Raw genomic sequence first — 26,551 nt, forward strand, 5'->3', positions numbered from 1 at the left:
ATGTTAATGAATGCATCCATGGCAGCTTTAGCTGTATTTATCTGTTTTGCGGGAAACTACTTAACAGGTCAAAGTATGATGGAAAGACCACTTGTTGTTGGTCTTGTGACAGGTATGCTTTTAGGAGATATGAAAACAGGGGTTTTAATGGGGGCAGCGCTAGAAGCTGTGTTCTTAGGAAATGTTAATATTGGTGGTGTGATTGCTGCAGAACCAGTAACAGCAACAACTTTAGCAACAACGTTTGCCATTATTTCAAATATTGATCAAAAAGCCGCCATGACTTTGGCTGTGCCAATCGGAATGTTAGCAGCTTTTGTCGTAATGTTTTTAAAAAATGTTTTTATGAATATTTTTGCACCAATGCTTGATAAAGCAGCACGTGAAAACAATCAAAAAATGATTGTGACGCTTCATTATGGAACGTGGGTAATCTATTACCTAATCATTGCTTCTATTTCATTTATCGGAATTTTAGCAGGAAGTGGTCCAGTTAACACCTTTGTTGAAAATATTCCAGAACGTTTGATGAATGGTTTAAGTGCAGCAGGAGGATTACTTCCAGCCGTAGGTTTTGCTATGTTAATGAAATTATTATGGGATAAAAAATTATCAGTCTTTTATATTTTAGGCTTTGTTCTAACAGCTTATTTAAATTTACCAGCTGTTGCAGTGGCTGTTTTAGGTGTAGTTATTTGTGTAGTCAGCGCTCAACGTGATTTACAAATTCAAGAAATTCCTTCAAGTGGTGTAAAAACAGCAGCAAGTGGAACGGTATCTAAACAAGATGAAGAGGAGGACTTTTTCGCATGAAATTCCAAGAAAATTTAAACAAAGAAGAAAAGAAAATGATGCGTTCTGTATTTTGGCGCTCATGGACAATGAACGCTAGTCGTACAGGAGCAACACAATATCATGCGGTGGGAGTTATTTATACGTTACTGCCAGTTATCAATCGTTTTTATAAAACAGATGAAGAGCGCGCTGAGGCCATTGTGCGACATACAACATGGTTTAATGCCACAATGCACATTAATAACTTTATTATGGGACTAGTTGCGTCAATGGAGAAACAAAACAGTGAAGATGAAACTTTTGATGATAGTTCAATCACTGCCGTTAAAGCGTCTTTAATGGGTCCAATTTCAGGTATTGGCGATTCGTTCTTTTGGGGTATTTTAAGAGTTATCGCTGCAGGTATTGGGATTTCTTTAGCGGCTACAGGCTCACCTATGGGCGCGATTGTTTTCTTATTACTATATAATATTCCAGCCTTTTTAATTCACTACTACGCTCTTTATAGTGGGTATTCAGTTGGTGCTAGTTTCATTCAGAAAATGTATGAATCTGGAGGAATGAAAATTTTAACGAAAGCTTCTAGTATGCTTGGTTTAATGATGATGGGTAGTATGACAGCTTCAAACGTTAAATTCAAAACAATTTTAGAAGTAAGTGTTAAAGGCAGTAAAGAAGCCATGAAGATGCAAGTCTACTTAGATCAATTGTTTATTGGTCTGATCCCGTTAATTGTTACCTTGGGTGCGTTTTGGTTACTACGTAAAAAAGTCAATGTTAATGTGGTTATGTTTGGTATTATGTTCTTAGGAATTATTTTAGGTCTATTAGGTATTTGTTAATATTAGTTACGATTAATGTAAAAAATGAATGTATTTACTAATAAAACATCATTTTTACGTTATACTAAACGTTGTTTGGTAATGAATAAAAAGCAATGCAGACACTTAATTTTAAGTTTTGTTTGTATTGCTTTTTTAGAAAATTAATTTAGGTTATTTTTACTTAAAATTAATATATCAGAGATGTAGAAGGTGGTTAGGATGAAAAAAGAAACCCATGACCTAATATTAAAAATACTGGAAAATGAAAAAGAAGGTCTGACAACAACAGAAATAGCAAAGGCACTTGATTTAAGTCGTTCAGCTACTAGTTTGTATTTAAATAAATTACTAGAAAAAAGAGAAATTGATCAAAAAGGAAGTCGCCCTGTTTTATGGCAATCCATTGGTTTAAGTCAAACAGAGATTAAAGATGTTTTTCAACAATACATCGGCTATGACGGAAGTGCTCGTGAAGCGATAGAAAAATGTAAAGCAGCAATTTTGTATCCTCCCATTGGCTTACCTTTGTTATTGTGTGGTCCAAGTGGTGTGGGAAAAAGTTTTTTAGCAAAAATTATTTTTGATTACTTGAAGGAGCACAGAAAAGAAGAAGCGAAGACTTTTATTACATTTAACTGTGCAGATTACGCGAATAATCCAGAGTTATTATCATCGATTTTATTTGGACACACAAAAGGTGCGTTTACAGGAGCCGAAAATGATAAAAAAGGCCTATTGCTTCAAGCAAATGGCGGCGTCTTATTTTTAGATGAAGTTCACCGATTATCAAAAGAAAATCAAGAAAAACTGTTCCAATTTATGGATAGTGGTAAATTCAGACCGGTGGGTGAAGAAAGCAAAGTTGTCTCTAGCCAAGTTCGTCTGTTATTTGCAACAACGGAAGAACCAAAAGAAGTCTTATTGCCCACTTTTTACCGACGGATTTCAGTGGTTGTTAATCTACCTGCCCTTCATGAACGGTCTATTTTGGAGCGAATATCTTTAGTTAATCATTTATTTATGAGAGAATCACTGCGTTTAAATTGTGATTTAAAAATTGAGAGTAAAATTTTTAAGCAATTATTAGATCAACAAATTCCGGGAAATGTAGGAAGTTTGATTAATGAAATTCAAATGTACTGTGCAGATGCTTTAAGAAAAAGTACCACTCCGGAGGTCTTAGAAATAAGTGAAGGAAAACAAACGGAATTTACGATGATTTCTTATCAAGCACATCAAAGTAGTCGTAAAATTGATTACATGAGTCAATTAAATGATGCGTTTACCTCATTAATGAATAGCGAAACAGCTGTCATTGATTTGAAGGAGGAACTCTTACAATTTGATACTCATTTTTTAGAAGGCAATTTTCATGTGGAAAATGATGTCTTAGGCAATCAGTTAATGCTTCAAATAAGTCAGAACAATCAACAAATAATTAATGACCCACAGTTAACTTGTCGTAGTGTCAAAAGTATTATTCGGTTTCTTCAAATTAATCAAAATTCTTTGTCGATTAAAACTCTTGAGGAGCTCAAAAGAAAAGTCACGAAGGAATATCCCCGAACAGCCTTATTTGCTCATTATGTGACAGAAAAAGTATCGTCTGAAATCAAGTTATTTGTGGAAGTTATGTTAAGCGTGTTGCTTATTGACAAGATATCTGAGGACATTAGATATCACGCCTTACTTGTTGCTCACGGAGATACCACAGCCTCAAGCATTCGAGGAGTTGCTAATAAGTTGTGTGGGGAATATATTTTTGACGCAATCAATATGCCTTTAACCTCATCAATTAGAGATGTGGTGGCTCAGGTGAAAATTTGGCTTTCGGAAAGAGATACTTCAGAGGGCGTTATTATGTTGGTAGATATGGGATCGTTAACTCATTTATACAAAAGTTTGAAACCACAAATACTAGGTGAGTTACTTGTAATCAATAACTTGACCACGTCGTACGCCCTTGAGATTGGACAGCAGTTGGTTAACGGTCAAATGTTCTATGATGTAGCTAAACACGCAGAAAAAACCTTTCAAACCAACGTTCAATATTTTGAAGGTTTTTCGGTTGAAAAAAATATTATCATCTCAAGTATCTCTGGACATGATATATCTAAAAAATTAAAAGCAATTTGTGAGAAGAACTTTAATCCTGATATAAAAATTATTACGCTGAATTTTAATGAACTTAGAAACATTTTAGATCGGGCCAGTAATGAGCAGGATTATTTGAAGGAAACTTCTCTCATCCTAACAACTTCTTATTTAGATAATCAAACAGATGTTCCAAGTGTCAATTTACTTGATGTTTTAGATGAAGATGCAGAAAAACAATTGGATATAACCTTTAAAAATTTGATTCATCCAAATAATGTGGCAAATATTTTAAATGAGTTTATTCATTTCTTTTCAAAAGAAGGTTTGTCTGAAAAATTAGAGTTTTTAAACCCTGATGTGATTATTAAGCAAGTTGAAAATACCACTGAAAAATGTGAGAAACGCTTTAATTTACAATTAAGCGCAAAAATGAAATTTAATTTTACCATGCATTTGGCGTTAATGATTGAGCGAATGATGCTAGGTGACACAGATTATCCTGTGCCAGGTAATTTATCAGAGCTTAAACTAAATAATAAGTTCTTTTATCAAAATATGAAGGACATCCTTTATATTTTGGAACAGTTTTACCGAATTCAAATATCAGATTGGGAATTATTTGTTTTATATGAAATATTAAATGCTTAATAAAGAATGACAGGAGAGCTGAAAGAAGCTCTTACTGTCATTTTTTTATACCAATTTCCTAGCAGATACACCAGTGTATCTATACCAATTATTTTAAAAAAACAATTTTTTGTGGAATTTTATTGACTAAACATTGAAATAGAAGTAAGCTATTCTTGTTTCTGTTATAAATATCACGAGGAGGATAGTGTACCAATTGATTGGATAGCGCCAGACCTGTTTTAGACAGGTGACGAGGAAGAACTTATCGAAGATTTCGGCGGGTAGTTCTAGGAAGCTGCATCCTAAAGATGAACAGTAAAATTAGACAGTAATGTCTTTGACAAAGTGTTGATCACGCAGGACAGAAAAACATTAAATTTAAAATGAAAGTTGGATAATATAGTATGTGTGGAATCGTTGGAGTCGTAGGAAGTCAAAATACAAAGAATATTTTATTAAATGGATTACATAAATTAGAGTATCGAGGTTATGATTCAGCAGGAATTATGCTAAGTAATGAACAGGGCATGTATGTGTCAAAAACACCAGGACGCGTGGCTGAATTAGAAGCTTTAGTCTCAGATCAAAAAGATTCTGGAACAGGAATTGGGCATACTCGTTGGGCAACTCATGGTCAACCAACTGAAAATAACGCTCATCCTCATTTAGCAAAAAGTGGTCGTTTTGGTTTAGTTCATAATGGCGTGATTGAAAACTATGAAACTTTAAGAGATACATATTTAACAGATATTACGTTAGCAGGCGACACTGATAGCGAAATTATCGTTGAAGTGGTTGATTATTTTTCAAGACAAGGTTTATCAACTTTAGATGCCTTTACAAAAATGTTAGGTGAAGTAAAAGGGTCATATGCTTTAGCATTAATCGACGTTGAAGATGATCAAAAAATTTACTTAGCTAAAAATAAAAGTCCATTATTAATCGGTTTAGCAGATGGTTATAACTTAGTAGGTAGTGACGCTTTAGCGATGATTGCTGAAACAGACCGTTTTGTTGAGATTATGGACGGGGAAAGAATTATTTTAACAGCAACAGAAGTAACCATTTTAGATAATGACAATCAAGAAGTCTCAAGAGACTTTTATGTGGCTGAAATTGACGCCAATGATGCTGAAAAAGGCTTATATCCTCATTACATGGCAAAAGAAATTGATGAGCAACCAGCAGTTATGAGAACATTAATCCAAGAGTATATGACAGTTGATGGCGTAAGTACGATCTCTGATGATATTTTAGATGAAATGACAGCAAGCGACCGTATTTATATTGTTGGTTGTGGAACAAGCTGGCATGCAGGAATTGTTGGTAAAAAAATTATTGAAGAGTTAACTGGTATTCCAGTTGAGGTTCATTTAGCAAGTGAGATGGGTTATGATATGCCGATTCTTTCTAAAAAACCTTACTTCATTTTCTTAACTCAAAGTGGAGAAACTGCCGATAGCCGTCAAGTATTAGTAAAAGTTAATGCTATGAAATTACCATCATTAACCATCACTAATGTAAAAGGTTCAACTCTATCACGTGAAGCAACTCATACATTATTATTACATGCTGGCCCTGAAATTGCAGTTGCTTCAACAAAAGCATACACATCACAAATTGCTGTTATGGCCTTTTTAGCCAAAGCAATGGGTGAGAAGTTAAGCAATACTCAAGCACAAGCATTAGACTTAGTTCATGAGTTAGGTATAGTTGCAGCTGGTATGGAAACACTTGTTGATATGAAAGAAGATTTTGCTAAACTCAGTGAAGATTTCTTCTTTGAAACAAGAAACGCTTTCTACATTGGTCGTGGGTTAGACTACGCCGTTTCATTAGAAGGTTCTTTAAAACTGAAAGAAATTTCTTACATTCAAGCAGAAGGTTTTGCAGCTGGTGAGTTAAAACATGGTACGATTGCTTTAATCGAAGACAACACACCAGTGGTTGCGATTATCTCAAATGAAGAGATGGGAAGTCATACACGTGGAAATATTAAAGAAGTAGAATCTCGTGGGCTAAAACATTAGTTATCGCAGTTGAAGGATTTGAAAAAGAAACGGATGCGATTGTTTTACCACATGTCCATGGCTTAATTAGTCCATTGTTGACAGTGATTCCGTTACAATTCTTAGCATACTATGCTAGTTTACAACGTGGCTTAGATGTTGATAAACCAAGAAACTTAGCTAAAAGTGTTACAGTAGAATAAAAATAGAAACCATTGATTCTGAAGTTGAGACTAGCTTCAGAGTCAATGATTTTTTTTGCAAAAAAATAGATTAAGGATGAGACCAATCATCCTCAATCTATTTAAGTTATCGTTTCTTTTTCGTGTTTTGCGGCTTAAAGTAAGAATTCCAAGCATCCTTATAGTTATCATCTGTTCCACCAATACCAAATCTAAAGGAGCTGTCTTTAGGACTGCTTCCTTCAGAGTAAAGACTTGTTTTTGTTTTAGAACCACGAAGATTCATGTTATAACCTTCTGTATTGAAACTACCTTCTTTTTGACCAGTAAAATCAACTACTTTTTCTTTCTTGACGCTAGAATCTAGAGAGAATTTTTCGTCGATACCAAAGATGTCTGGATTTTGTTGATAGACATAGTTAGTAATGTAAGACCAGTAAACCATATTCTGTTTATTCCACGTGTCATACATGATAGTCGGTTGATCGTATCCAATCCAGCTACTCATCGTCACAGAAGGATTAGAAGCAGTAAACCAGTAATCTTTCATGTCATCGGTCGTTCCTGTTTTTCCTGCCCAATCAGCTTTAGCTAAGGGAGACCCAATACTATTGAAGGTATCTTTTGCTTGTTGCCCAGTCCCCGAATTAATGACGTCTTTCATCATATCATTCATAATACTTGCAGTGGAAGGTTTGAAGACTTGAACAGGGTCTTTTTTGTGTTCGTAGATAATTTTGCCACTGTTGTCCGTAATCTTATCAATGGCGTAACCTTCGTTATAAACACCTTTATTGGCTAGAGTAGCATAAGCAACAGTTTCCTCAAAAACAGAAATTCCGGTTGATGTTCCACCCAAGGGGATTGACTCGTATCCAAATTCCTCTGCACTAATGCCTTTTATATTCATTTTATCGAAATACTCTTTAGGGTTAACTTCATTACCTAATTCGCCATAAAGATTAACCACAGGGATATTAAGGGACCATTTCAATGATTCTCTAACTGATTTGAAAGAATTACTTCCTTTATCTGAATAGTTATTAATGACTTGACCACTTTTATATTTCTTTGGATAATCTGAAAGCATTGATTCTGAGCCAATTAGACCCACATCAATCGCAGGCGCGTAAGCAATGATTGGTTTGATCGTTGAACCTGGTTGGCGATTCATTTGGAACGCATGATTATATTGATTTTTACTGTAATCACGTCCACCAATAAATCCGTAAATACGTCCCGTTTTATTGTCCATTAAAACACTACCTGTTTCTAAGGTCATGTCCCGTCCGTCATCTAAAACGTACCCGTATTGAGCAACAGCTTCTTGCATTGAATTATGGACATTTTTATCAATAGAACTGTGAACAGTGTAACCATTTTGGCGCAATTCTCTTTTAGAAATTTCAAGATATTTATCATTTAAATCTTTTGATTCTGCAATATCTTTAGCGCTTAGCCCATCTTTTTCATAATAGGTTGGCATAATTTTTGTTGCAGCTTCATTGACTAAATAATCATACAAGTAACCACTGTTATTACTTAATGGTGGTTCTGGTTGAATAAAATCTTTTGCTAAGTCATAATCTTTGGCTTCTTGATACTCTTTTTCATTAATCATTTTCTCACGATACATGTTAAAAAGAACGTCATTTTTTCGATTAAGACCTGCATCAAAATTTTCCTTAAAGGTAGCTGTATTTGTATAGGGTGAGTACTCAATTGGACTTTGAGGTAACCCTGCTAAAAAGGCAGCTTGTGGTAAGGAGACATCTTTGGCATGAACACCAAAAATACCTAATGCAGCTTCTTCAATACCAGCGATGTTTTCTCCGTGGTTATTTCGTCCAAAAGGAGAGACATTTAAGTAAGAATTTAAAATTTCTTCCTTTGAAAAGAATTTTTCGGTTCTTGCTGCGAGTAATATTTCAGAAGATTTACGTTTGTAGGATGTTTCACTCGTTAATACTTGTTGTTTAATCAATTGTTGAGTGATGGTTGAACCACCAGAACTACCACCAACGCCAAGAATATCAGAGGCGGTTGCACGAATAATAGCTTTAGGAACAATTCCTTTATGATCGTAAAAATTTTCATCCTCTGTAGAAACAAGGGCTTTTTTTACAAAAGGCGAAATATCTTCAGATTTAACAGATGTCCGAATTAAATCTGATTTAATGACTGAAACAAGTTCTCCATTAGAATATAAAATCTTGGATTGTTGTTCTAAGTCATTAATCTTTTGCGAGAGCTCTTCTTTACCTGGCACATTTAAGTCTGAAACCAGAGAAGCAAAGTAGCCAAAGCCAACACCTAAGCCAAGAAAACCTAATCCTGAAGCTATCAGAACGAAAATTAAAAAAATGGAACGCATCACTCGGTAAAAGACGTTTAGAGAAAACGAGAAAGTTTTCTTTGGTTGCTCTTGATTTTCAGAGTTGATTGTTCTTGATATATTTTCGTTATCAGGAGTTGGAGGGATAGGCGGTTGATTGTTGTTGTTGCTAGGTTGTGTCAATATATCACCTCAAAACTTATAATGATAAAATTATATCATTTTATCCCTACTATGCCTAGTTTTGAAGAATATGATTTGATTAATTAATAAAGTTTTATTTATTTTTATTAATTGTCAGGTCTCCAAGTCATATAGTACCAACCTGTCTCGTTTAAAAATAATTTTCTAAAAAAACTGTTTTTTGCTGATACAATCTTAAAGCCCAGATTTCTATATAGTTTAATTGCTCCAATATTTGATTCTGCCACATAAAGAGAGAGGTATTCGTGCTCATGAACCGTATTTTTCGCTTGATTAATCAATTGATGCCCAATTCCTTGTCCTCTAAAGGTTTGATCAACCACCACATAGTCAATATAAACTTCATTTTGTTCAACGTGATGTTCTAAAATGCTAAAAATAGTTAATAGCTTTAGTATTTTCAATGGAGAATATTTAAAGAATAAGGAAACAAACTCTTTCATCGTCGTATCACTCTCATTATTTCGTTTGAGAAGGAGGGAACCGGCAATGTGATGCTCAGTTTCTGCGATATATTGAATATTAGAACTTTCCTTATTAGGAAGTTGCCAAAATTTACTGGAAAGTTGAATAATTTCAGTATTTGTAAAATGACTTTGTTTAAATTTGTTATGAAAACTTTCTAAAACAAGTGCTTTTATATTCTCCCCATTTTTTTGATTATCGTAAGTAACAGTAATGTCCATGATAAACCACCTTTCATTGATAGTTCCATTCTACACCGTGTGGTAACCCCATCCTCAAGGATAAAAATATCTTTATTGTATAAAAACATCACGTTAAATAAATATTGCATTCCTGTTAATTTTTTGGTAAGTTTTAATTGTGAAAAAAATAATTTGTTATTTTAAAGGAGACGGTATTGTGAGAAAAAGCAGTTTTTATCTAATTCTAATAAGTTCTATTTTTATTTTAACAGCCTGTACGACAACCAAAACTAAAGAGAAAGAAAGTGAAGAAGTCGCTAAAATAAATGTTATTCAGGAGTTAAATACAATAGACCCATCCTTTTCTGTGGATGTTAATAGTAACATTGTGTTAAATAATATTTATGAAGGTTTGTACCGATTAGATATGGAAAATCAGCCAATACCTGCTGGCGCGAAGGCGTTACCGGAAATTAGTGAAGATGGCTTGATTTATGTGATAAAGTTAAACCCAGAAGCTGTTTGGTCAAATGGTAAAAAAATAACAGCAGATGATTATATATATGCACTAAAAAGATCGATTACCTCAAAAGACGCCCCGCAAAACAATTATTTTTATGACAACATTAAAAATGGTCATGAGGTTTTAGAAAAAAAGAAATCAGTTGAAGAGTTAGGGATTAAAAAAATTGATGATATGACACTTCAATTTGAGTTATCTGAAGCGACTCCTTATTTTACAGCAATGTTAGCAATGCCTGTTTTTTTTCCGTTAAATCAAGAATTTATTGAGGAGAAGGGAGATGATTTTGCGACAACGAGTGAAAACGCCCTTTACAATGGCCCGTTTGTTCTAAGTGAATTTAAAGGCGCTGGAACGAGTAGTAACTGGGTGTATCTTAAAAATGAAACCTATTGGGATAAAGAAGAAGTGAAGTTAGACAAAATAAAGTTTGATGTGGTCAAAGAAACAACAACTAATGTCAATTTATTTGAGAACGGGCAAACAGATGAGGTGAGTGTTTTAGGTGAATATGCTAAAAATAAAAAAGAGGATCCTCAATTTGTTCAAGAGAAGACGACTCAAACGGTTTTTCTTGGTTATAATCACACCAAAGAATTCTATCAAAATGCTAAAATTAGGCAAGCAATCTCTTTACTAATTAACCGAGAAGAATTAGCTCACAATATTTTAGGGAATGGCGTGGAACCAGCAACAGGTTTAATCTTCGAACACTTAGCGGTTAATCCTAAAACGGGAGAAGATTTCACTAAAAATCGCCCGTCATTACTGGCAACAGATGTAGATAAAGCGAAGCAACTTTGGTTAGAAGGAAAGAAAGAATTAGGTTTAGAAGAAACTGAAAAAGTAACAATTCAGTTAATTACATTTGAAAATGAAGATATGGCAAAAACAGCAGAATACTTACAAGGTGTGATCACTGAAAATTTAGAAGGAGCTAAAGTTGAAATTAATTCATACCCAGTGTCTGTTTTTATGGACAATGCGAATAAACAAGCTTTTGATTTATATCTTGTTAGTTGGGGAGCGGATTATGCTGATCCTAATGCCATGTTGCAATTATTCAAATCGGATTCAGGTAGTAATTGGGGGAAATATCAACAACCAAAATATGATAACTTACTTTCAGAAGCTAAGAAAAATAGTTTAGTGCCAGAAAAGAGATGGCAAAATCTAATAGATGCTGAAAATTTACTCATGAAAGAACAAGGAATCACCCCTATCTACAGTTCAAATCCAACCTATCTAAGAAGTACGGAGTTAAAAAATGTCAAATTCCATAACGTGGGCCCAAGATTTGAATATAAATATGCTGAATTAAAAAAATAGCGAAAGTTTTGCTCTTATTTTAGGCAAGAAACTTGTTTGCTAATTTCTTAAATTGTACAATTAGGAGAATAGATAAAAGGGAGCGAATAAATATGTTATTAGGATCACACGTAAGCATGAATGGTAAGGCAATGTTATTAGGTTCTGCAGAATCAGCTGTTAGTTACGGCGCTAATACCTTTATGATTTATACAGGAGCACCACAAAACACAAGAAGAAAGCCTGTCGAAGAACTAAATATTGAAAATGGCTTAGCGTTTATGGCTGAAAACAATTTGGATATTAAAGATATTGTGGTTCATGCCCCTTATATTATAAATTTAGGTAATACGATTAAACCTCAAAATTTTGGTTTTGCTGTGGATTTTCTACGTCAAGAAATTGAACGCGTGGAGGCTATTGGTGCCACTCAAATCACTCTTCATCCAGGAGCTCATGTGGGCGAAGGAGCAGAAAAAGGGATTAATCAAATTATCAAAGGTTTGAATGAAGTCTTAAGACAAGATCAAGTTCCTCAAATTGCCTTAGAAACTATGGCTGGTAAAGGAACTGAAATTGGTCGTTCTTTTGAAGAGTTGGCTCAAATTATCGATGGTGTTACACACAATGACAAGTTATCTGTAACATTAGATACGTGTCATATCAATGATGCTGGCTATAATATACGTGAAGACTTTGATGGCGTTTTAGAAGAGTTTGATAAAATTATTGGTCTTGACCGCTTAAAAGTGATTCATGTGAATGACTCAAAAAATCCGCAAGGTTCTCATAAAGACCGTCATGCAAATATCGGTTTTGGAACGATTGGATTTGATGCCTTAAGTTATGTGGTTCATCATCCACAATTAGAAAACTTGCCAAAAATTTTAGAAACACCTTATGTCGGTGAAGATAAGAAAACAGCGAAAGCGCCTTATGCTTTTGAAATCGCGATGTTAAAAGAAAAGAAATTCAATCCTGATTTACTAGATTTAATTACAAATAGTTAATAAAATATAATAAAAATCCTTTTCTTTTCAAGGGTTATCTAGTAAAATATAGAATTGTGAGATTAATAAATTAGTGGAAGGAGTGACCAAAAATATGAATACAGGATTAGTTATATTATTCATTGTTATTGCATTGTTAGTCGGTGCAGTAGGTGGATTCTTTTTCGCTAAAAAAACATTCGAAGATCAATTAGAGAAAAATCCTCCAGTTAATGAGGATATGTTACGTATGATGATGGCTCAAATGGGACAAAAACCATCTGAGAAGAAAATCCGTCAAATGATGCAAAATATGAAACCTCAAAATACTAAAAAGAAAAAATAGTAGTGTTTAAAGAGGCTTTCAACCATACAAGGAAAGGATAGGTGCTTTTTAGTACCTATCTTTTTGTGTATTCTCAATCAGATTTGAATCGCTTTATTTTATTGAAAAAATATGAAATTAAGCATTTTTTAATAGTAAATTATTTTTTTTAAAGTATAATGACAGTAATATGCTCAAAATGGGGTGGGGAAATGACAACTTTATCAGATGTTGCCAAAAAAGCGAATGTATCAAAAATGACCGTTTCTAGGGTGATTAACCATCCAGAAAAAGTAACAGATGAATTAAAAGAATTAGTATTTAAAGCGATGAAAGATTTAGATTATAAACCCAATGTGGCGGCTAAAGCTTTAGCGAACAACAGAACGCAAGTTATTAAGTTTTTTATTTTAGAAGAAATTGATACAACAGAACCTTATTACATGAATTTATTAATGGGAATCTCAAAAGAACTGGATAAGCATCAATATTCCTTACAACTTGTGACTGAAAATAGTTTTGATTTAGGTCAAAGCGACGGCTATATCATTACAGGGATGAGAGACGAAGATTACCCTTGGATTGAACGTTTGGAAAAACCCTTTGTTTTGTTTGGTGAAAATCGTTATGGGTATGATTTTGTGGATACAGATAACGCAAAAGGGACCGAGTTGTCTACTGAACACGCCATCTCTCAAGGGTATGAAAAAATTGTTTATGTTGGAATTGATGTTAAGGAGCCTTTCGAGTTTTCAAGAGAATCAGGCTACATAAACACGATGCAACGCTACCAGAAAGTCCCAGAAATTGTGAGATTCAACAATCGCTCGCATTTTTCTTACCAGTTTATTGCTGATAAATTTTTAAGATATCCTAAAAAGACAGCGTTTGTTTGTAGTAGTGATCGTTTAGCTATTGGAATTGAGCGTGGACTTCAAGCAAGTAAAGCGAAAGTGCCAGAAGATTACGGTGTGATTGGCTTTGATGGTGTCTTTTTAGATCAAATCGCTTTCCCGAAATTAACAACAGTAAAACAACCTGTTTTTGAAATGGGGGCAGCTTGTGCCAATATGTTGTTAAATAAAATTAAACAAAAAGGAGCACCACAAGGTAACTTATTGTTTGAAGCCTCACTTGTTGTTAGAGGAAGCACTGAAAAAGATAAATAAAAACAAGGGATTGCGACGTACTTATGTCACAGTCCCTTGTTTTTATTATATTAGAATTTTAGTTGTTCTAGTCGTGACTTCTAGTTCGAGAGGTTGAATTAAATAGTTGAAGGTCGGTTCATTCTCAAAATAAAATTGAGCTAAAGGAGAAAGAGGAATAATTAACTGATTGTCATATTGAGCATCAGAGATAAAGGCATTCATTAGTTCATTAAGATGATCTTCGCAGTAGATTTCTTCAATTATTCTAATATTATTCTCAGTGACAGACCATAGTAGTTGATTGACAATGACATCATTCTTTACCATCTCATAACTAGCATCTCTTCTAATAACCATCATACTATCTCCCTTACATTTTTTTGTTTTGTTAAGTTAATTATACCGTTATTATAAAAAGATTAAAACAGATAAAACGATTTTAATCAAAAATTAACATTTCTATTTTAGAAAAATGACTAAATCACTGAATTAAATGAGAATAATCACTAAGAAATAACATGATATCGCCAACAACTGCTGTTTTTTTATTTTTGTTAACGTTAACAAGCATTTATTAGTTGAGTTATTTTGTAACATTTCATAGACTATGAATGAGCTTACAAAGGAGGGGAAAAGTATGACTGAAAATTGGTGGGAAAAAGCAATCGTCTACCAAATTTATCCTAAAAGTTTTAAAGATACGAATAATGATGGTATCGGAGACTTGCAAGGAATTATAAAATCGTTAGATTATATTAAAGAACTAGGGGTTAATACTCTGTGGTTAAATCCTATTTTTATTTCACCACAAGTTGATAACGGTTACGATATTTCGAACTATTATGCGATTGATGAAATATTTGGAGATATAAAAGATGTGGAAGAATTGATTAACGAGGCTCATAAGCGTGATTTGAAAATTATTTTTGATTTAGTTTTAAATCATACCTCAAGTCAACATCCTTGGTTCCAAGAGGCTTTAAAGGGACCAGACAATTTATACCGAGACTATTACCTGTGGGCAGATGAACAATTAGATGGCTCATTACCTAATAATTGGGAATCTTTCTTTGGTGGTTCGGTTTGGGAAAAAGACTATAAGAGTGATCAGTATTATTTCCATTTATTTGATAAAGAAATGCCAGATTTGAACTGGGAAAATCCAGAAGTGATGAAATCAATGATTGATATTGCTAAGTTTTGGTTAGATAAAGGAATAGATGGTTTTAGATTGGATGCGTTTATTCATATGATCAAATCTAAGTTTTCGTTCCAAGTTGCAAACGTCTCCAAAGGTGAAATTGCCATAGCGGAAGAATATTACGCTAATCTTCCTGAAGTGAAACACTACTTATCAGAATTCATCTCAGCCATCAAACACATTAAACCTGACTGCTTTATTTTAGGTGAAGCAGCTTCTGCAACACCTGAGTTGGCAGATAGTTATATTAGGGAAGATTTGTGTGGCGCAGTGATTTCATTTGATCATTTTGATGAGAAAATAATTGGTGATGATAAGAGAATACCAGAAGGTTTAGAAGAAAGAGCCATTGATGCGAAAAAAATGAAAGCTAATTTATCAGATTGGCAAGAAGCATTAACACCTAGTAAATACCCAACACTTTATTGGAATAATCATGATATGCCAAGAGCTGTTTCTAGATTTGGTGATGATGAGACTTACCGAGATAAAAGTGCGAAAGCTTTAGCAACTGGGATGTATTTATTAAAAGGGATTCCAGTTATTCTTTACGGAGAAGAAATTGGTATGAAAAATCTAGCAGTGGACAGTGTGGATACTTTCCAAAGTCCAAAGGCTGTTAGACAACATATCCAGTTACTTGAATCAGGATTCTCAAAGGCAGAGTCTTTAGAAATTATTGCTTCAGTTAATAAAGAGGCGAGTCGTGGTGTGATGCAGTGGAACAAGAGTGATTTTGCTGGTTTTTCAACTAAAGCAAGTTGGATTGGTGAAAATGTGGAAGAAAAATACAATGTTGAATCTGAATTAAAAGATGAAACAAGTATTTTAAGATTCTATCAACAATTACTTAAATTAAAACAAGAAGATATCTTCTCTTTAGGAGATGTTGAATTTTTAGAAAGTTCAGATCAATTATTAGCATACAAAAGAACTTATGAAGATCAATCTGCAGTAGTATTAGTTAATTTAACTAATGAAAGCGTTGAGACACCAGAATGGTTGGCTCAATACAAAGATTGGCAAGAAGTTCTTAGTTCAGAAGTCGAAATGGATGAAAAAGAACTCTTACCATATACATATATCGTATATAAAAATTAGAAAATGGGGAATTTTAAGACATGGAAAGAGCAGCATTATTACATAGACCAGATAGCGAATACGCTTATTTATTTGAAAAAGACGTGATGCACATCCGTTTAAGAACAAAAAGAAGTGACGTGAAAGAAGTAAAGATTATTAAGGGAGATCCTTACTTAATTAATGAAGACAAATGGTACAAAGAATCAGAAAAGATGACTTTAGTGGCAACAACTGAAGATTACGATTATTATCAAATCGCAGTGGACGCTGAATTTAGACGTATCCAATATGCGTTTGATATTGTTGGAACTGATGGAGAAGAAGTCTTTTACGGAGATCGCGGGATTTTTGATTTATCAGAATCAGTGATTGAAAAAGCTGAAAATTACTTCAGAATGCCATTTTTCCAAGAAGTTGATCGTTTCAAAGCGCCTGAATGGGTAAAAGAAACAGTTTGGTATCAAATTTTCCCAGAGCGCTTTGCTAATGGAGACACATCAAATGACCCAGAAGGAACATTACCATGGGGCAGTCAATTACCAGGTCGTGAAGACTTCTTTGGTGGAGATCTTCAAGGTGTGATTGATCATTTAGATTATTTAGTTGATTTAGGGATAAACGGATTATACTTCTGTCCAATCTTTAAAGCGTCATCTAACCATAAATATGATACAATCGATTACTTTGATATTGATCCAGACTTTGGAGACAAAGAAACATTCAAAAAATTAGTAGAAGAAGCGCACAAACGTGGGATTAAAATTATGTTGGATGCGGTCTTTAACCATACAGGATACTATGCACCACAATTCCAAGATGTTGTGAAGAATGGTGAGAACTCTCAATACGCAGATTGGTTCCATATTCATAGCTTCCCAGTGGAAATCGGAACAAATGGTAATTTTGAAGGAGCTAAAACGTTATCATATGATACATTTGCCTTCACTCCAATGATGCCAAAATTAAATACAGCTAATAAAGAAGTTCAAGATTACTTATTAGATATTGCGACTTACTGGGTGAGAGAATTTAACATTGACGCATGGCGTTTAGATGTGGCTAATGAAGTGGATCATCATTTCTGGAAAAAATTCTATGAAGCAACAACTGCCTTAGATAAAGATTTCTACATTTTAGGTGAAATCTGGCACTCTTCTCAAAGTTGGTTACAAGGAGATGAATTCCACGGGGTGATGAACTACGCCTTTACAGAAACAGTGACAAACTTCTTCGTTAAAGACGCTATTTCAGCAACTAAGATGGCCAGTGGTTTATACGAACAATTAATGTTATACCGTGATCAAACGAATCAAGTGATGTTTAACTGTTTAGACTCTCATGATACAGCTAGACTGTTACATATTTCAGGTGAGAACAAAGACATTGCGAAGATGGCTTTAACATTTACCTTCTTACAACAAGGATCACCATGTATTTATTATGGAACTGAAATTGGTATGACTGGTGATAACGATCCTGATTGCCGTAGATGTATGGTTTGGGAAGAAGAAAATCAAGATCAAATCTTCCTAGCATTCACTAAGCAACTGGTTGCATTAAGAAAAGATTATCAACCAATTCTTTCTTACGGTGACTTAACATTTGAAACACTGGATAATGAGGGACAATATGTTGAATTTACTCGTCAAACAACAGAAGGACAAGTTAAAGGTTTCTTTAACAAAGGAGCAAAAGAACAAACTGTCTCAGGTGATTTAGAAGTGTTAATGAGCCAAAATGTTGAGAAAACAGCGTCAGGATACGTTATTCGTGAAAATGGTTTCATCGTTTCGAAATAAAACAAAAGGTGTTAACGGTAACATTGTAAAAACGGTTGCATTGAAAGCCGTAACAGCATAATCTAAGGGTGTAAAGAAAATACATAGGAGGCTTTCTCAATGAAAAAAGGATGGAAACGCTTTGGTCTAGGTTTAGTTGCAGCATCAGCAGTATTAGCATTAACTGCATGTGGTGGAGGCAAAGATAAAAAAGACGAAGGTAAAAAAGATGATACTTTAGAAGTATCAGTAGCAAAAGGCTATGTTAAATATGTAAACGAAATCAAAGGTGACTTTGAAAAAGAAAATGGTATTAAAGTAAAAGTTATCGAAAAAGATATGTTCGAACAATTAGATGCTTTATCTCTTGATGGACCTGCTGGTAAAGCACCTGACGTAATGATGTCAGCATTTGACCGCTTAGGACCTTTAGGGTTACAAGGACATTTAGCAGAAGTTAAATTAAGTGAAGACTCACACTACAATGATACTGATAAAAAACAAGTAACGGTTCAAGATAAACAATATGGTTCTCCAGCAGTTATTGAAACGTTAATTATGTACTATAACAAAGATTTACTTAAAGAAGCACCAAAAACATTTAAAGAATTAGAAGAATTATCTAAAGATGAAAAATATGCCTTTAAAGGTGAAGAAGGAAAAAATACAGCATTCTTAGCTAAATGGACTGACTTCTACTTCGCATATGGATTAATTTCTGGTTACGGTGGTTATACATTTGGTAAAGACGGTACTGATCCTAAAGATGTTGGTTTAAACAACAAAGGTGCTGTTGAAGGAATTCAATATGCTACTGATTGGTTCCAAAAAACTTGGCCAAAAGGTATGATGGATGTTAAAGCTGCTGGTGATTTTGTTACAACTCAATTTACTGAGGGACACGCTGCAGCAATTATCGATGGACCTTGGGCTGCTGCTAACTATAAAGATGCAGGTTTAAACTTTGGCGCTGCTAAAATTCCTACATTAAACAATGGCAAAGAATACGAAGCCTTTGGTGGCGGTAAAGCATGGGTAGTAAGTAACTATTCTAAAAACAAAGAAATGTCACAAAAATGGTTAGATTACGTAACAAACGATAAAAACCAAGAAGCATTCTACAAAGCAACACAAGAAGTTCCAGCTAACAACAATGCTCGTGAAGCTGCAACAAAAGAAAATAACGAATTAACAACTGCTGTTATCGAACAATATAAAAACTCTAAACCAATGCCAAACATTCCAGAAATGGCTGAAATCTTTGCTGGTGGCGAAAACTTAATGTTTGATGCTGCATCTGGTAAGAAAACTCCTCAAGAAGCTGCTGACGCTGCAGTGAAAGTAATCAAAGAAAATATCGATCAAAAATACGGCGAATAAGGAGTTAAATCGGCAGAGCATATAAAAAACTCTGCCGATTTCTTTTATAGATAAGGAGAAAGACAATGGATACAAATCAAAAAAAGAAAGACGTTAAAAAAGCGACGCTTCTTTCAATTATTCCAGGTTTAGGCCAAATTTATAATGAACAAAAATTTAAAGGATTTATCTTCTTAGGAGTTTTTGCGCTATTCATCGTAGAGTTGTTTACTTTTGGTTTATCTGCATTTGAAGGATTTATTACATTAGGGACTGTTCCAGTCGAAGATCATTCACTATTTCTTTTAATAGAAGGAACCCTACAAATTATTATTACTGCAATTTTTCTGATTTTTTATTACTTAAACATTCGTGATGCACGTGTGGTTGCTAAAAAATGGAACGATGGTCAAAAAGTTAATACAACAGCAAAATCAATTATTGAGAATGTGTTGGATGATGGTTTTCCATACCTTTTAACATTACCAGCTTATCTCGTTATGACAGTTGCTATTATTTTTCCAGTTTTAGTTACATTATTTATGGCATTTACTAACTATGACTTTAAACATATTCCACCTGCTGGCTTGATTGACTGGGTAGGAATCAAGAACTTCTTTAGTATTTTCTTCTTAAGTTCTTACCGTGCTACATTTGGAGCAGTATTTAGTTGGACAGTTATTTGGACAGTTTGTGCCTCTACATTACAAATTGTTTTAGGTGTTTTAACAGCTGTAATTGCTAACCAACAATTTATTAAAGGAAAAAGACTTTTCGGGGTTATCTTCTTACTTCCTTGGGCAGTTCCAGCGTTTATCACCATCATGAGTTTCTCTAATATCTTCAACGATAGTATTGGAGCAATCAATACACAAGTTATTCCAATGATTAATCACTTACCATTCGTTGATATTAGTGCGATTTCATGGAAAACAGATCCATTCTGGACAAAAGTTGCGATTATCATGATTCAAGGTTGGTTAGGTTTCCCTTATATTTATGTTATGACAACAGGGATTTTACAATCAATTCCTGGTGAATTATATGAAGCAGCTAAAATCGATGGTGCTAATGCGATTCAACGTTTTAGAACAATCACATTACCAATGATTCTATTTGTAGCCGCACCAATTTTTGTTACTCAATATACAGGTAACTTTAACAACTTCTCAATGATTTACTTATTCAATAATGGTGGACCAGGTAGTGTCGGTGGTGGCGCTGGTTCAACAGATATCTTGATTTCTTGGATTTACAAATTAACAACAGGTAACGCTCCGCAATATTCTGTGGCAGCAGCTGTGACGTTAATTATTTCATTTATTGTAATTAGTATCTCAATGATTGTCTTTAAGAAAACAAACGCTTTTGATATGGAGGGCAAATAAAATGAAGAAAACACACTCCGTAAAACGTACTAGATTTTTATCTCATTTCTTTACGTATTTATTCTTAATTGTCTTAGCAGTAATCGTGGTTTATCCAATTTTAATTACGGTCAGTACAGCGTTTAAAGCTGGAAATGTTAGTGCATTCAGTTTAGATTTTAACAGTGAATGGACGCTTAATAACTTTAGTCGCTTACTGAATGAAACACTTTATGGTAGCTGGTATATCAATACATTAATTATTGCTATCTTCACAATGGTGTGTCAGGTAACAATTATTACTCTAGCAGGTTACACTTACAGTCGTTATCGTTTCGTTGGTCGTAACAGTAGTTTAAAACTTTTCTTAATCGTTCAAATGGTTCCAACGATGGCAGCTTTAACAGCCTTCTACGTTATGGCATTATTACTTAATGCTTTAGACCAACCTTGGTTCTTAACATTGATTTATATCGGTGGTGGGATCCCAATGAACACTTGGTTAATGAAAGGCTATTTTGATACTGTACCAATCGATTTAGATGAGTCTGCTAAATTAGATGGTGCTGGTCACTTTAGAATTTTTGCTCAAATTGTGTTACCATTAGTAAAACCAATGATTGCTGTTCAAGCGTTATGGGCGTTCATGGGACCTTTTGGTGATTACATGTTAGCTAAATTCTTACTACGCTCACCAGAAAAAATTACGGTTGCTGTTGGTCTTCAAACATTCATCAGTAACTCTAAGGATCAACAAGTGGCTTTGTTTGCCGCAGGTGCAATTCTAATTGCATTACCAATTACAGTGTTATTCTTCTTCTTGCAAAAGAACTTTGTATCAGGTTTACTTGCTGGAGGAACAAAAGGATAGGAGTTTTTCTAAATGAAGTCAAGTCAATTCCCAGTTACTTATTTTGCTAATTGTTTTTCAGCTAAAAAAATGTTTTTAAATCGTCGTGAGTTAAAAATATGGCAAATGCTGATTGTAATCATCTTTTTAATTTTTATGTTATTAAATCCGGTAGCGATTAATGCGAATAACTCTCCAGAATTCAAATTAAATAGTATTATGCCAGATTTAACGAAACAAGTATCTAAATCAAATATTGAAGAGATTAAACAAATCACTTTTACCGATAATAAATTAACTGAACAAGAATCAAAAAAGCTAAGTAACGAGATTTACTTAAACACATCAAAAAAGGATTTTGAAAAAGTAAAGACAGGGCTTAATTTTGAAAACGATAAGTTGGTTATGAAAGATGAAAATGGCTTATCTTTTGAATTAAGATATACAGAAGATTGGAAGTTTGCAAATTTTTCAAGTGTTGAAGAGTTTGAAACGTGGTTAAACAAAGAATGGAATGCTCAAAATGCTCCTTACCGTATTTTAAGTATGACGATGCTAGTTGCTTTACTTGTTTTAAGTAGTACGTTATTTTTGGTGTTCGGAACAGCCTTTTTCATCTGGTTAACGAAAAGAAATCATATTTCATCGATTAAATCATATAAAGAAGCCTTGAACGTAACACTTAATTCACTTTTCTTAAGTACATTCATTGCAACTATCATTGGATTGATTCATTATGATATTACCTTAATGATGACAATTCAGGCCTTTGGTTTAGCAATTCAAATTTTAATTATTTTTGCTAAAACGAAATTTAATGATAACTTAGCAGAAGGTAAACCATTTAAATAAACTAAAAAGGATATAACAGTACTAGTTCAATGTGAACTAGCTGTTATATCCTTTTTAATTGTTAGGATTAAACTGCCTTTTTCATCACGCTTTATAGTCCGGATTCAAAAGGCAACTCCTGCGGCAACTTCAGAAATTAAAATTAATTCAAAAACCACGAATTAATTTCTTACAGTTGCTTGGAGTTAAACGCCTTTTTCATCACGCTTATTAATCATAGACATCCATCTCGAATATCAATCCTAGTGCAATTAGTATCGCTACTAGTGATGTTCCACCTTGGCTTAAGAAAGGTAACGGGATACCAGTTAAAGGCAATAGTCCAATGGAAGCCCCAATATTTTCGAAAGTTTGGAAGACTAACATGAAAACAATTCCGACACAGATGTAAAGATTAAACTTCGAGTTACTCTTTAAACCAGCATAGAAAATTTGGAAGAACAGATAGAAATACAAGATGATAACAAGAGATGCTCCCACAAATCCATAAGCTTCACCTACAAAGGTAAAAATCATATCTGACTCTCGAACAGGAACGTAAACTTGAACGCCACTAGCGCCTTTACCTAATAGGCCACCAGAGCCCATGGCAACTAATCCTTGAACTTGTTGATAGGCAATACCATCTGCATAAGAAAAAGGATCTCGCCATGCTTTGACACGATTTAATTGATATTGTTTAAAATGTAATGAAGCTAGAATGTCATTTCCAAATTCTGTAAAAACAAGAACAATTAAAATCCCACCAACTACAGCTAAAATTGAAGCCAAGGTTGCCAAGATCTTCCAATCAATGCCAACAGCGATTAAAAGTGCCCCTAATACACAAACGAAGACAAGAGAAGTTCCGAAGTCTTTTTGCATAAACATTAAAGCGTATAAAGGTAAACTTAGTATGATTAATCTTTTGATGAGATGTAAATCCGTTTTAACGGTTTTTTCTTTTGTTCTCATATCGTATTTAATCAATTCTTTTGAGATGAATAAAATATACGCGATTTTAGCTAGCTCAGAAGGTTGAAATTTAATACCAGCAATATCGATCCAGCGTTTCGTATTCGTTAAATCATACATGGTAGCATCATAGAAAAAATAAAGTGACAGCATGAGAAGTAGAGAAAAGAGGTATAACCAAGGAACTAATTTCCAAATGATTTTCTTATTAATAAACTTCAAAGAAAACATGCAGGCTAAACCGATTAAAACAAAAGCCATTTGTTTAATTGCTTGGTTGACTGCAGAGTAATCTTCATAGGTGGCAACCCAATATTGGAGCCAAATACTTAAAAGGAGCATTAAGAAAATTGGTAAGAAAAGGCCGTAGTTAATCGTTTGTTTTTGTATATGTCTTGATCGTCTTTGTGACAATAACATCACCCTTTAAAATAAATTTAAAATTCCGTTTATTAATCTACCATTAATTGAATGGTGAAAGTAAGTTTTAAAGTTATTTTAAATAAAATTTAATAAATTAAAAAACAACCAAATACTCTCAGTTTGAGCGTGTTTGATCGTTTCAAGTAATTAATGAATATGACTTTTGCTCCGCCAGACACCTGATTTCCATCGCTTAATCATTAAGATTGAACGCAGCCCTTCATCGATTGTGTAAGCTAACCAGACGCCAACAAGGCCTAAATTAAAAGTAATGGCCATCACATATGAAAATGGAAGACTAATGACCCAAAGTACAATTAAGCTACAAATTAATGGGAATTTTACGTCTCCAGTTGCATTAAGAGAGCCAACCATGGTCATATTAATGACTCTAAAAGCTTCTAAAAAGATATCGACTAAAAAGACAATTTTAGCAATGGCGATAACTTCTGGATTGTAGGTAAAAACATGCATAATTGGTTCAATGAAAATCCAAGTTAAGAGTGAAATAACACCAGTTGCAAGCATACCAATTATAATTGTATTCTTGCCTCGGTCATAAGCCCGGTCAAATTCTCTAGCGCCAATATTGCGCCCAATCATAATTTGATTTCCTTGACTTAGTGCCGCGGCAAACAAATAAATGAACTGAGTGATGGCTGTAACGTATGATTTAGCAATTAACATATTTTCCCCAAGTGAGGCAACAATCATCGTTACAACAACTTGTGAAGCCATATAAGACAGGTTCTCGCCAGAAGACGGCAAACCTAGTGTTAAAATTAATTTTAGTTTTTCTTTTGAGAAATCTTTAAACGATATTTTCAAAATATTAAAATGAATTTCTTTGTTTAAAATAATAAAGGCAACTAGTAGTGCAACGGTATTACTAATAACAGCAGATACTCCAAGACCAGCAACCCCTAGATTTGGTAAACCAAAAGGGCTATAAAGAGCAGCGTAATTTCCGATTAATGAGAAAATTAAAGCGACCATGGGAATTAGAAGGGCTGATTTAGTTTTTCCGTGACTCCGTAAGACGGCAACAATAATGGCTGAAATAGAAGTAACGAAAAGGCTAGCGCCAAATATTTGTGTGTACTTAACACCGATTGCGACAATATTTGGTGGTAAATTCATAAATGATAATAATTGCTCTGGAAAAATGACAAATACAGCGCTAAGTAGTAAGCCAATAATAAAAGCCCCGCTAATACCTGTTGTGATAACGGATTTGATTTGTTCTTGTTTTTTTGCTCCAATGAGCTGGGCAATGATAATTTGTACACCGACTGTAATAAACCCGTAGATGAAAACTGAGAGTGTTAGTAGTTGATTAGCCGCTCCCACAGCGGCAACAGCAGATTCCGAATGTTGAGAAATCATCCAAACATTGACATTACCAATAAAAACGCGTAAAAATAATTCAATAAAGATTGGCCAACTTAGAAAAAATAAATCTTTATTAGAGACACTATTTTTACTAAAAAACGATTTAATTGAAAGAAACATTAAAAATTTTCTCCTCCTTTTTGATTTAATTTGCTATGATAGTATTTTAGCGATATTATCAAATAAGTCAATTCATATGTGCAAAAAGATATAAGCAAAAGAATAGACAAGGACAACTTGAAGCGTTAAAGTAATGATGAAATAAAACTTATGGGGGTATATTTATGTACGATGTAATTATAATTGGTGCAGGACCTGGTGGGATGACAGCCGCACTTTATGCGTCACGTTCAGATTTATCTGTTTTAGTGATTGAAAGAGGCGCTCCTGGTGGACAATTGATGAATACATCAGATGTGGAAAATTATCCAGGATTTGAGTCAATTACAGGACCTGATTTAGCCATGAAAATGTATGACAATTCCTCAAATTTTGGGGCAACGCATGCTTACGGCAATGTGACTCGTTTAGAAAATGATGGATTAGTTAAAAGAGTGTATTGTGATGATGAAGTATATGAAGCAAAAACAGTGATTATTGCCTCAGGAAGCGAACATCGTAAAATCGGTATTCCTGGTGAAGAAGAATACGCAGGTCGCGGAGTGTCATATTGTGCCGTATGTGATGGTGCATTCTTTAAAGAGCGCCACTTATATGTGGTTGGTGGTGGAGATTCTGCCGTTGAAGAAGGACTATATTTAACACAATTTGCTAGCAAAGTAACGATTGTTCACCGTAGAGAAGAATTACGTGCTCAAAAAATCTTACAAGATCGTGCCTTTAAAAATGAAAAAATTGATTTTATGTGGAACAAAGTCCCTGTAGAAATAACAGGGGATGATAAAAAAATCACTAATTTAACCTTAAAAGATACAAAAACGGATGAATTAACGACTGTGGATGCAGAAGGTATCTTCATTTATATTGGATTAGATCCATTAACAGAACCATTTCAAGAGTTAAATATTACAAACGGCGAAGGTTGGATTGAAACAAATAACCATATGGAAACACGTATTCCTGGAGTTTATGCCATAGGGGACGTTCGTGATACAGTGTTACGCCAAATTGCAACAGCGGTTGGAGATGGTAGTATTGCTGGACAAGAAGTTTATAAATATATAACTAGTTTAGACTAGACGTACTAAACAGATAAAAATAGATAAAGAGGTTATAAATAAAACAGATGATAGTTTTATTATAACCTCCTATT

At 34.0% G+C, this 26,551-nt stretch carries 19 protein-coding genes and 1 pseudogene; 15 read left to right on the forward strand and 5 right to left on the reverse strand.

Annotated features, from left to right (window positions below):
* The 4 genes and pseudogenes from G7082_RS11430 to glmS all read left to right on the forward strand — a co-directional run bounded on the left by G7082_RS11430 (position 1) and on the right by glmS (position 6,558).
* Positions 1-813, forward strand: a complete 813-nt coding sequence (locus G7082_RS11430) for a PTS mannose/fructose/sorbose/N-acetylgalactosamine transporter subunit IIC (protein ID WP_166035182.1) — start codon at positions 1-3, stop codon at positions 811-813.
* Positions 810-1,637 (forward strand): PTS system mannose/fructose/sorbose family transporter subunit IID, encoded by an 828-nt coding sequence (locus G7082_RS11435; protein WP_166035183.1) that lies wholly within the window; start codon positions 810-812, stop codon positions 1,635-1,637. Before G7082_RS11430 ends, G7082_RS11435 begins: the two co-directional genes overlap by 4 nt.
* 201 nt (positions 1,638-1,838) lie before the next feature.
* Positions 1,839-4,364: a sigma 54-interacting transcriptional regulator gene (locus G7082_RS11440; protein WP_166035184.1), complete on the forward strand. Its 2,526-nt coding sequence runs from the start codon at positions 1,839-1,841 to the stop codon at positions 4,362-4,364.
* Positions 4,365-4,750: 386 nt separating this feature from the next.
* A pseudogene (glmS, locus tag G7082_RS11445) lies at positions 4,751-6,558 on the forward strand (glutamine--fructose-6-phosphate transaminase (isomerizing)).
* 106 nt (positions 6,559-6,664) lie between these two features.
* Here the strand turns inward: glmS and G7082_RS11450 are convergent.
* On the reverse strand, positions 6,665-9,055 hold the full coding sequence (locus tag G7082_RS11450) for a transglycosylase domain-containing protein (protein WP_166035185.1): 2,391 nt from the start codon (positions 9,053-9,055) through the stop codon (positions 6,665-6,667).
* 107 nt (positions 9,056-9,162) lie between these two features.
* Entirely contained in the window at positions 9,163-9,762 is a 600-nt protein-coding gene (locus tag G7082_RS11455; RefSeq protein ID WP_166035186.1) for a GNAT family N-acetyltransferase, read from the reverse strand.
* Between the two features lie 178 nt (positions 9,763-9,940).
* On the opposite strand from G7082_RS11455, the gene G7082_RS11460 reads away from it, so the two are divergent.
* From G7082_RS11460 to G7082_RS11475, 4 genes are all read left to right on the forward strand, one after another.
* Positions 9,941-11,575 (forward strand): peptide ABC transporter substrate-binding protein, encoded by a 1,635-nt coding sequence (locus G7082_RS11460; RefSeq protein ID WP_166035187.1) that lies wholly within the window; start codon positions 9,941-9,943, stop codon positions 11,573-11,575.
* Positions 11,576-11,667: 92 nt separating this feature from the next.
* Positions 11,668-12,564, forward strand: a complete 897-nt coding sequence (locus tag G7082_RS11465; protein ID WP_166035188.1) for a deoxyribonuclease IV — start codon at positions 11,668-11,670, stop codon at positions 12,562-12,564.
* Between the two features lie 94 nt (positions 12,565-12,658).
* Entirely contained in the window at positions 12,659-12,889 is a 231-nt protein-coding gene (locus tag G7082_RS11470) for a YneF family protein (protein ID WP_166035189.1), read from the forward strand.
* Between the two features lie 191 nt (positions 12,890-13,080).
* Complete coding sequence (locus G7082_RS11475) at positions 13,081-14,037, forward strand: LacI family DNA-binding transcriptional regulator (protein ID WP_166035190.1); 957 nt, start codon at positions 13,081-13,083, stop codon at positions 14,035-14,037.
* A gap of 45 nt (positions 14,038-14,082) precedes the next feature.
* Here the strand turns inward: G7082_RS11475 and G7082_RS11480 are convergent, their stop codons facing one another.
* Positions 14,083-14,376, reverse strand: coding sequence for a hypothetical protein (locus G7082_RS11480; RefSeq protein WP_166035191.1), 294 nt, complete (start codon positions 14,374-14,376; stop codon positions 14,083-14,085).
* A gap of 280 nt (positions 14,377-14,656) precedes the next feature.
* Here G7082_RS11480 and G7082_RS11485 point away from each other — a divergent pair, with 280 nt between their 5' ends.
* The 6 genes from G7082_RS11485 (at position 14,657) to G7082_RS11510 (ending at position 22,509) form a co-directional block, all read left to right on the forward strand.
* Entirely contained in the window at positions 14,657-16,321 is a 1,665-nt protein-coding gene (locus G7082_RS11485) for a glycoside hydrolase family 13 protein (RefSeq protein WP_166035192.1), read from the forward strand.
* A 20-nt stretch (positions 16,322-16,341) separates the two neighbouring features.
* Positions 16,342-18,102, forward strand: a complete 1,761-nt coding sequence (locus G7082_RS11490; RefSeq protein WP_166035193.1) for a glycoside hydrolase family 13 protein — start codon at positions 16,342-16,344, stop codon at positions 18,100-18,102.
* Between the two features lie 99 nt (positions 18,103-18,201).
* On the forward strand, positions 18,202-19,461 hold the full coding sequence (locus G7082_RS11495) for an extracellular solute-binding protein (RefSeq protein WP_166035194.1): 1,260 nt from the start codon (positions 18,202-18,204) through the stop codon (positions 19,459-19,461).
* Between the two features lie 65 nt (positions 19,462-19,526).
* The gene (locus tag G7082_RS11500; protein ID WP_166035195.1) at positions 19,527-20,828 is read left to right on the forward strand and encodes a sugar ABC transporter permease; all 1,302 of its coding nucleotides are present in this window, start codon (positions 19,527-19,529) and stop codon (positions 20,826-20,828) included.
* Between the two features lies 1 nt (position 20,829).
* Positions 20,830-21,678, forward strand: a complete 849-nt coding sequence (locus G7082_RS11505) for a sugar ABC transporter permease (RefSeq protein ID WP_166035196.1) — start codon at positions 20,830-20,832, stop codon at positions 21,676-21,678.
* A gap of 12 nt (positions 21,679-21,690) precedes the next feature.
* Positions 21,691-22,509 carry a DUF1189 family protein gene (locus tag G7082_RS11510; protein ID WP_166035197.1) on the forward strand — a complete coding sequence of 273 codons (819 nt, stop codon included), beginning with the start codon at positions 21,691-21,693 and terminating at the stop codon, positions 22,507-22,509.
* Between the two features lie 210 nt (positions 22,510-22,719).
* Here the strand turns inward: G7082_RS11510 and G7082_RS11515 are convergent, their stop codons facing one another.
* Both G7082_RS11515 and G7082_RS11520 read right to left on the reverse strand, forming a co-directional pair.
* Complete coding sequence (locus G7082_RS11515; RefSeq protein WP_420825036.1) at positions 22,720-23,805, reverse strand: FtsW/RodA/SpoVE family cell cycle protein; 1,086 nt, start codon at positions 23,803-23,805, stop codon at positions 22,720-22,722.
* Between the two features lie 228 nt (positions 23,806-24,033).
* On the reverse strand, positions 24,034-25,398 hold the full coding sequence (locus G7082_RS11520) for an MATE family efflux transporter (RefSeq protein WP_166035199.1): 1,365 nt from the start codon (positions 25,396-25,398) through the stop codon (positions 24,034-24,036).
* A 164-nt stretch (positions 25,399-25,562) separates the two neighbouring features.
* Between G7082_RS11520 and trxB the strand changes: the two genes are divergently transcribed.
* Positions 25,563-26,477 carry a thioredoxin-disulfide reductase gene (gene trxB, locus G7082_RS11525; RefSeq protein ID WP_166035200.1) on the forward strand — a complete coding sequence of 305 codons (915 nt, stop codon included), beginning with the start codon at positions 25,563-25,565 and terminating at the stop codon, positions 26,475-26,477.
* Positions 26,478-26,551: the final 74 nt, after the last annotated feature.

Source organism: Vagococcus hydrophili (assembly GCF_011304195.1).
GTDB classification, from domain to species: Bacteria; Bacillota; Bacilli; order Lactobacillales; family Vagococcaceae; genus Vagococcus; species Vagococcus hydrophili.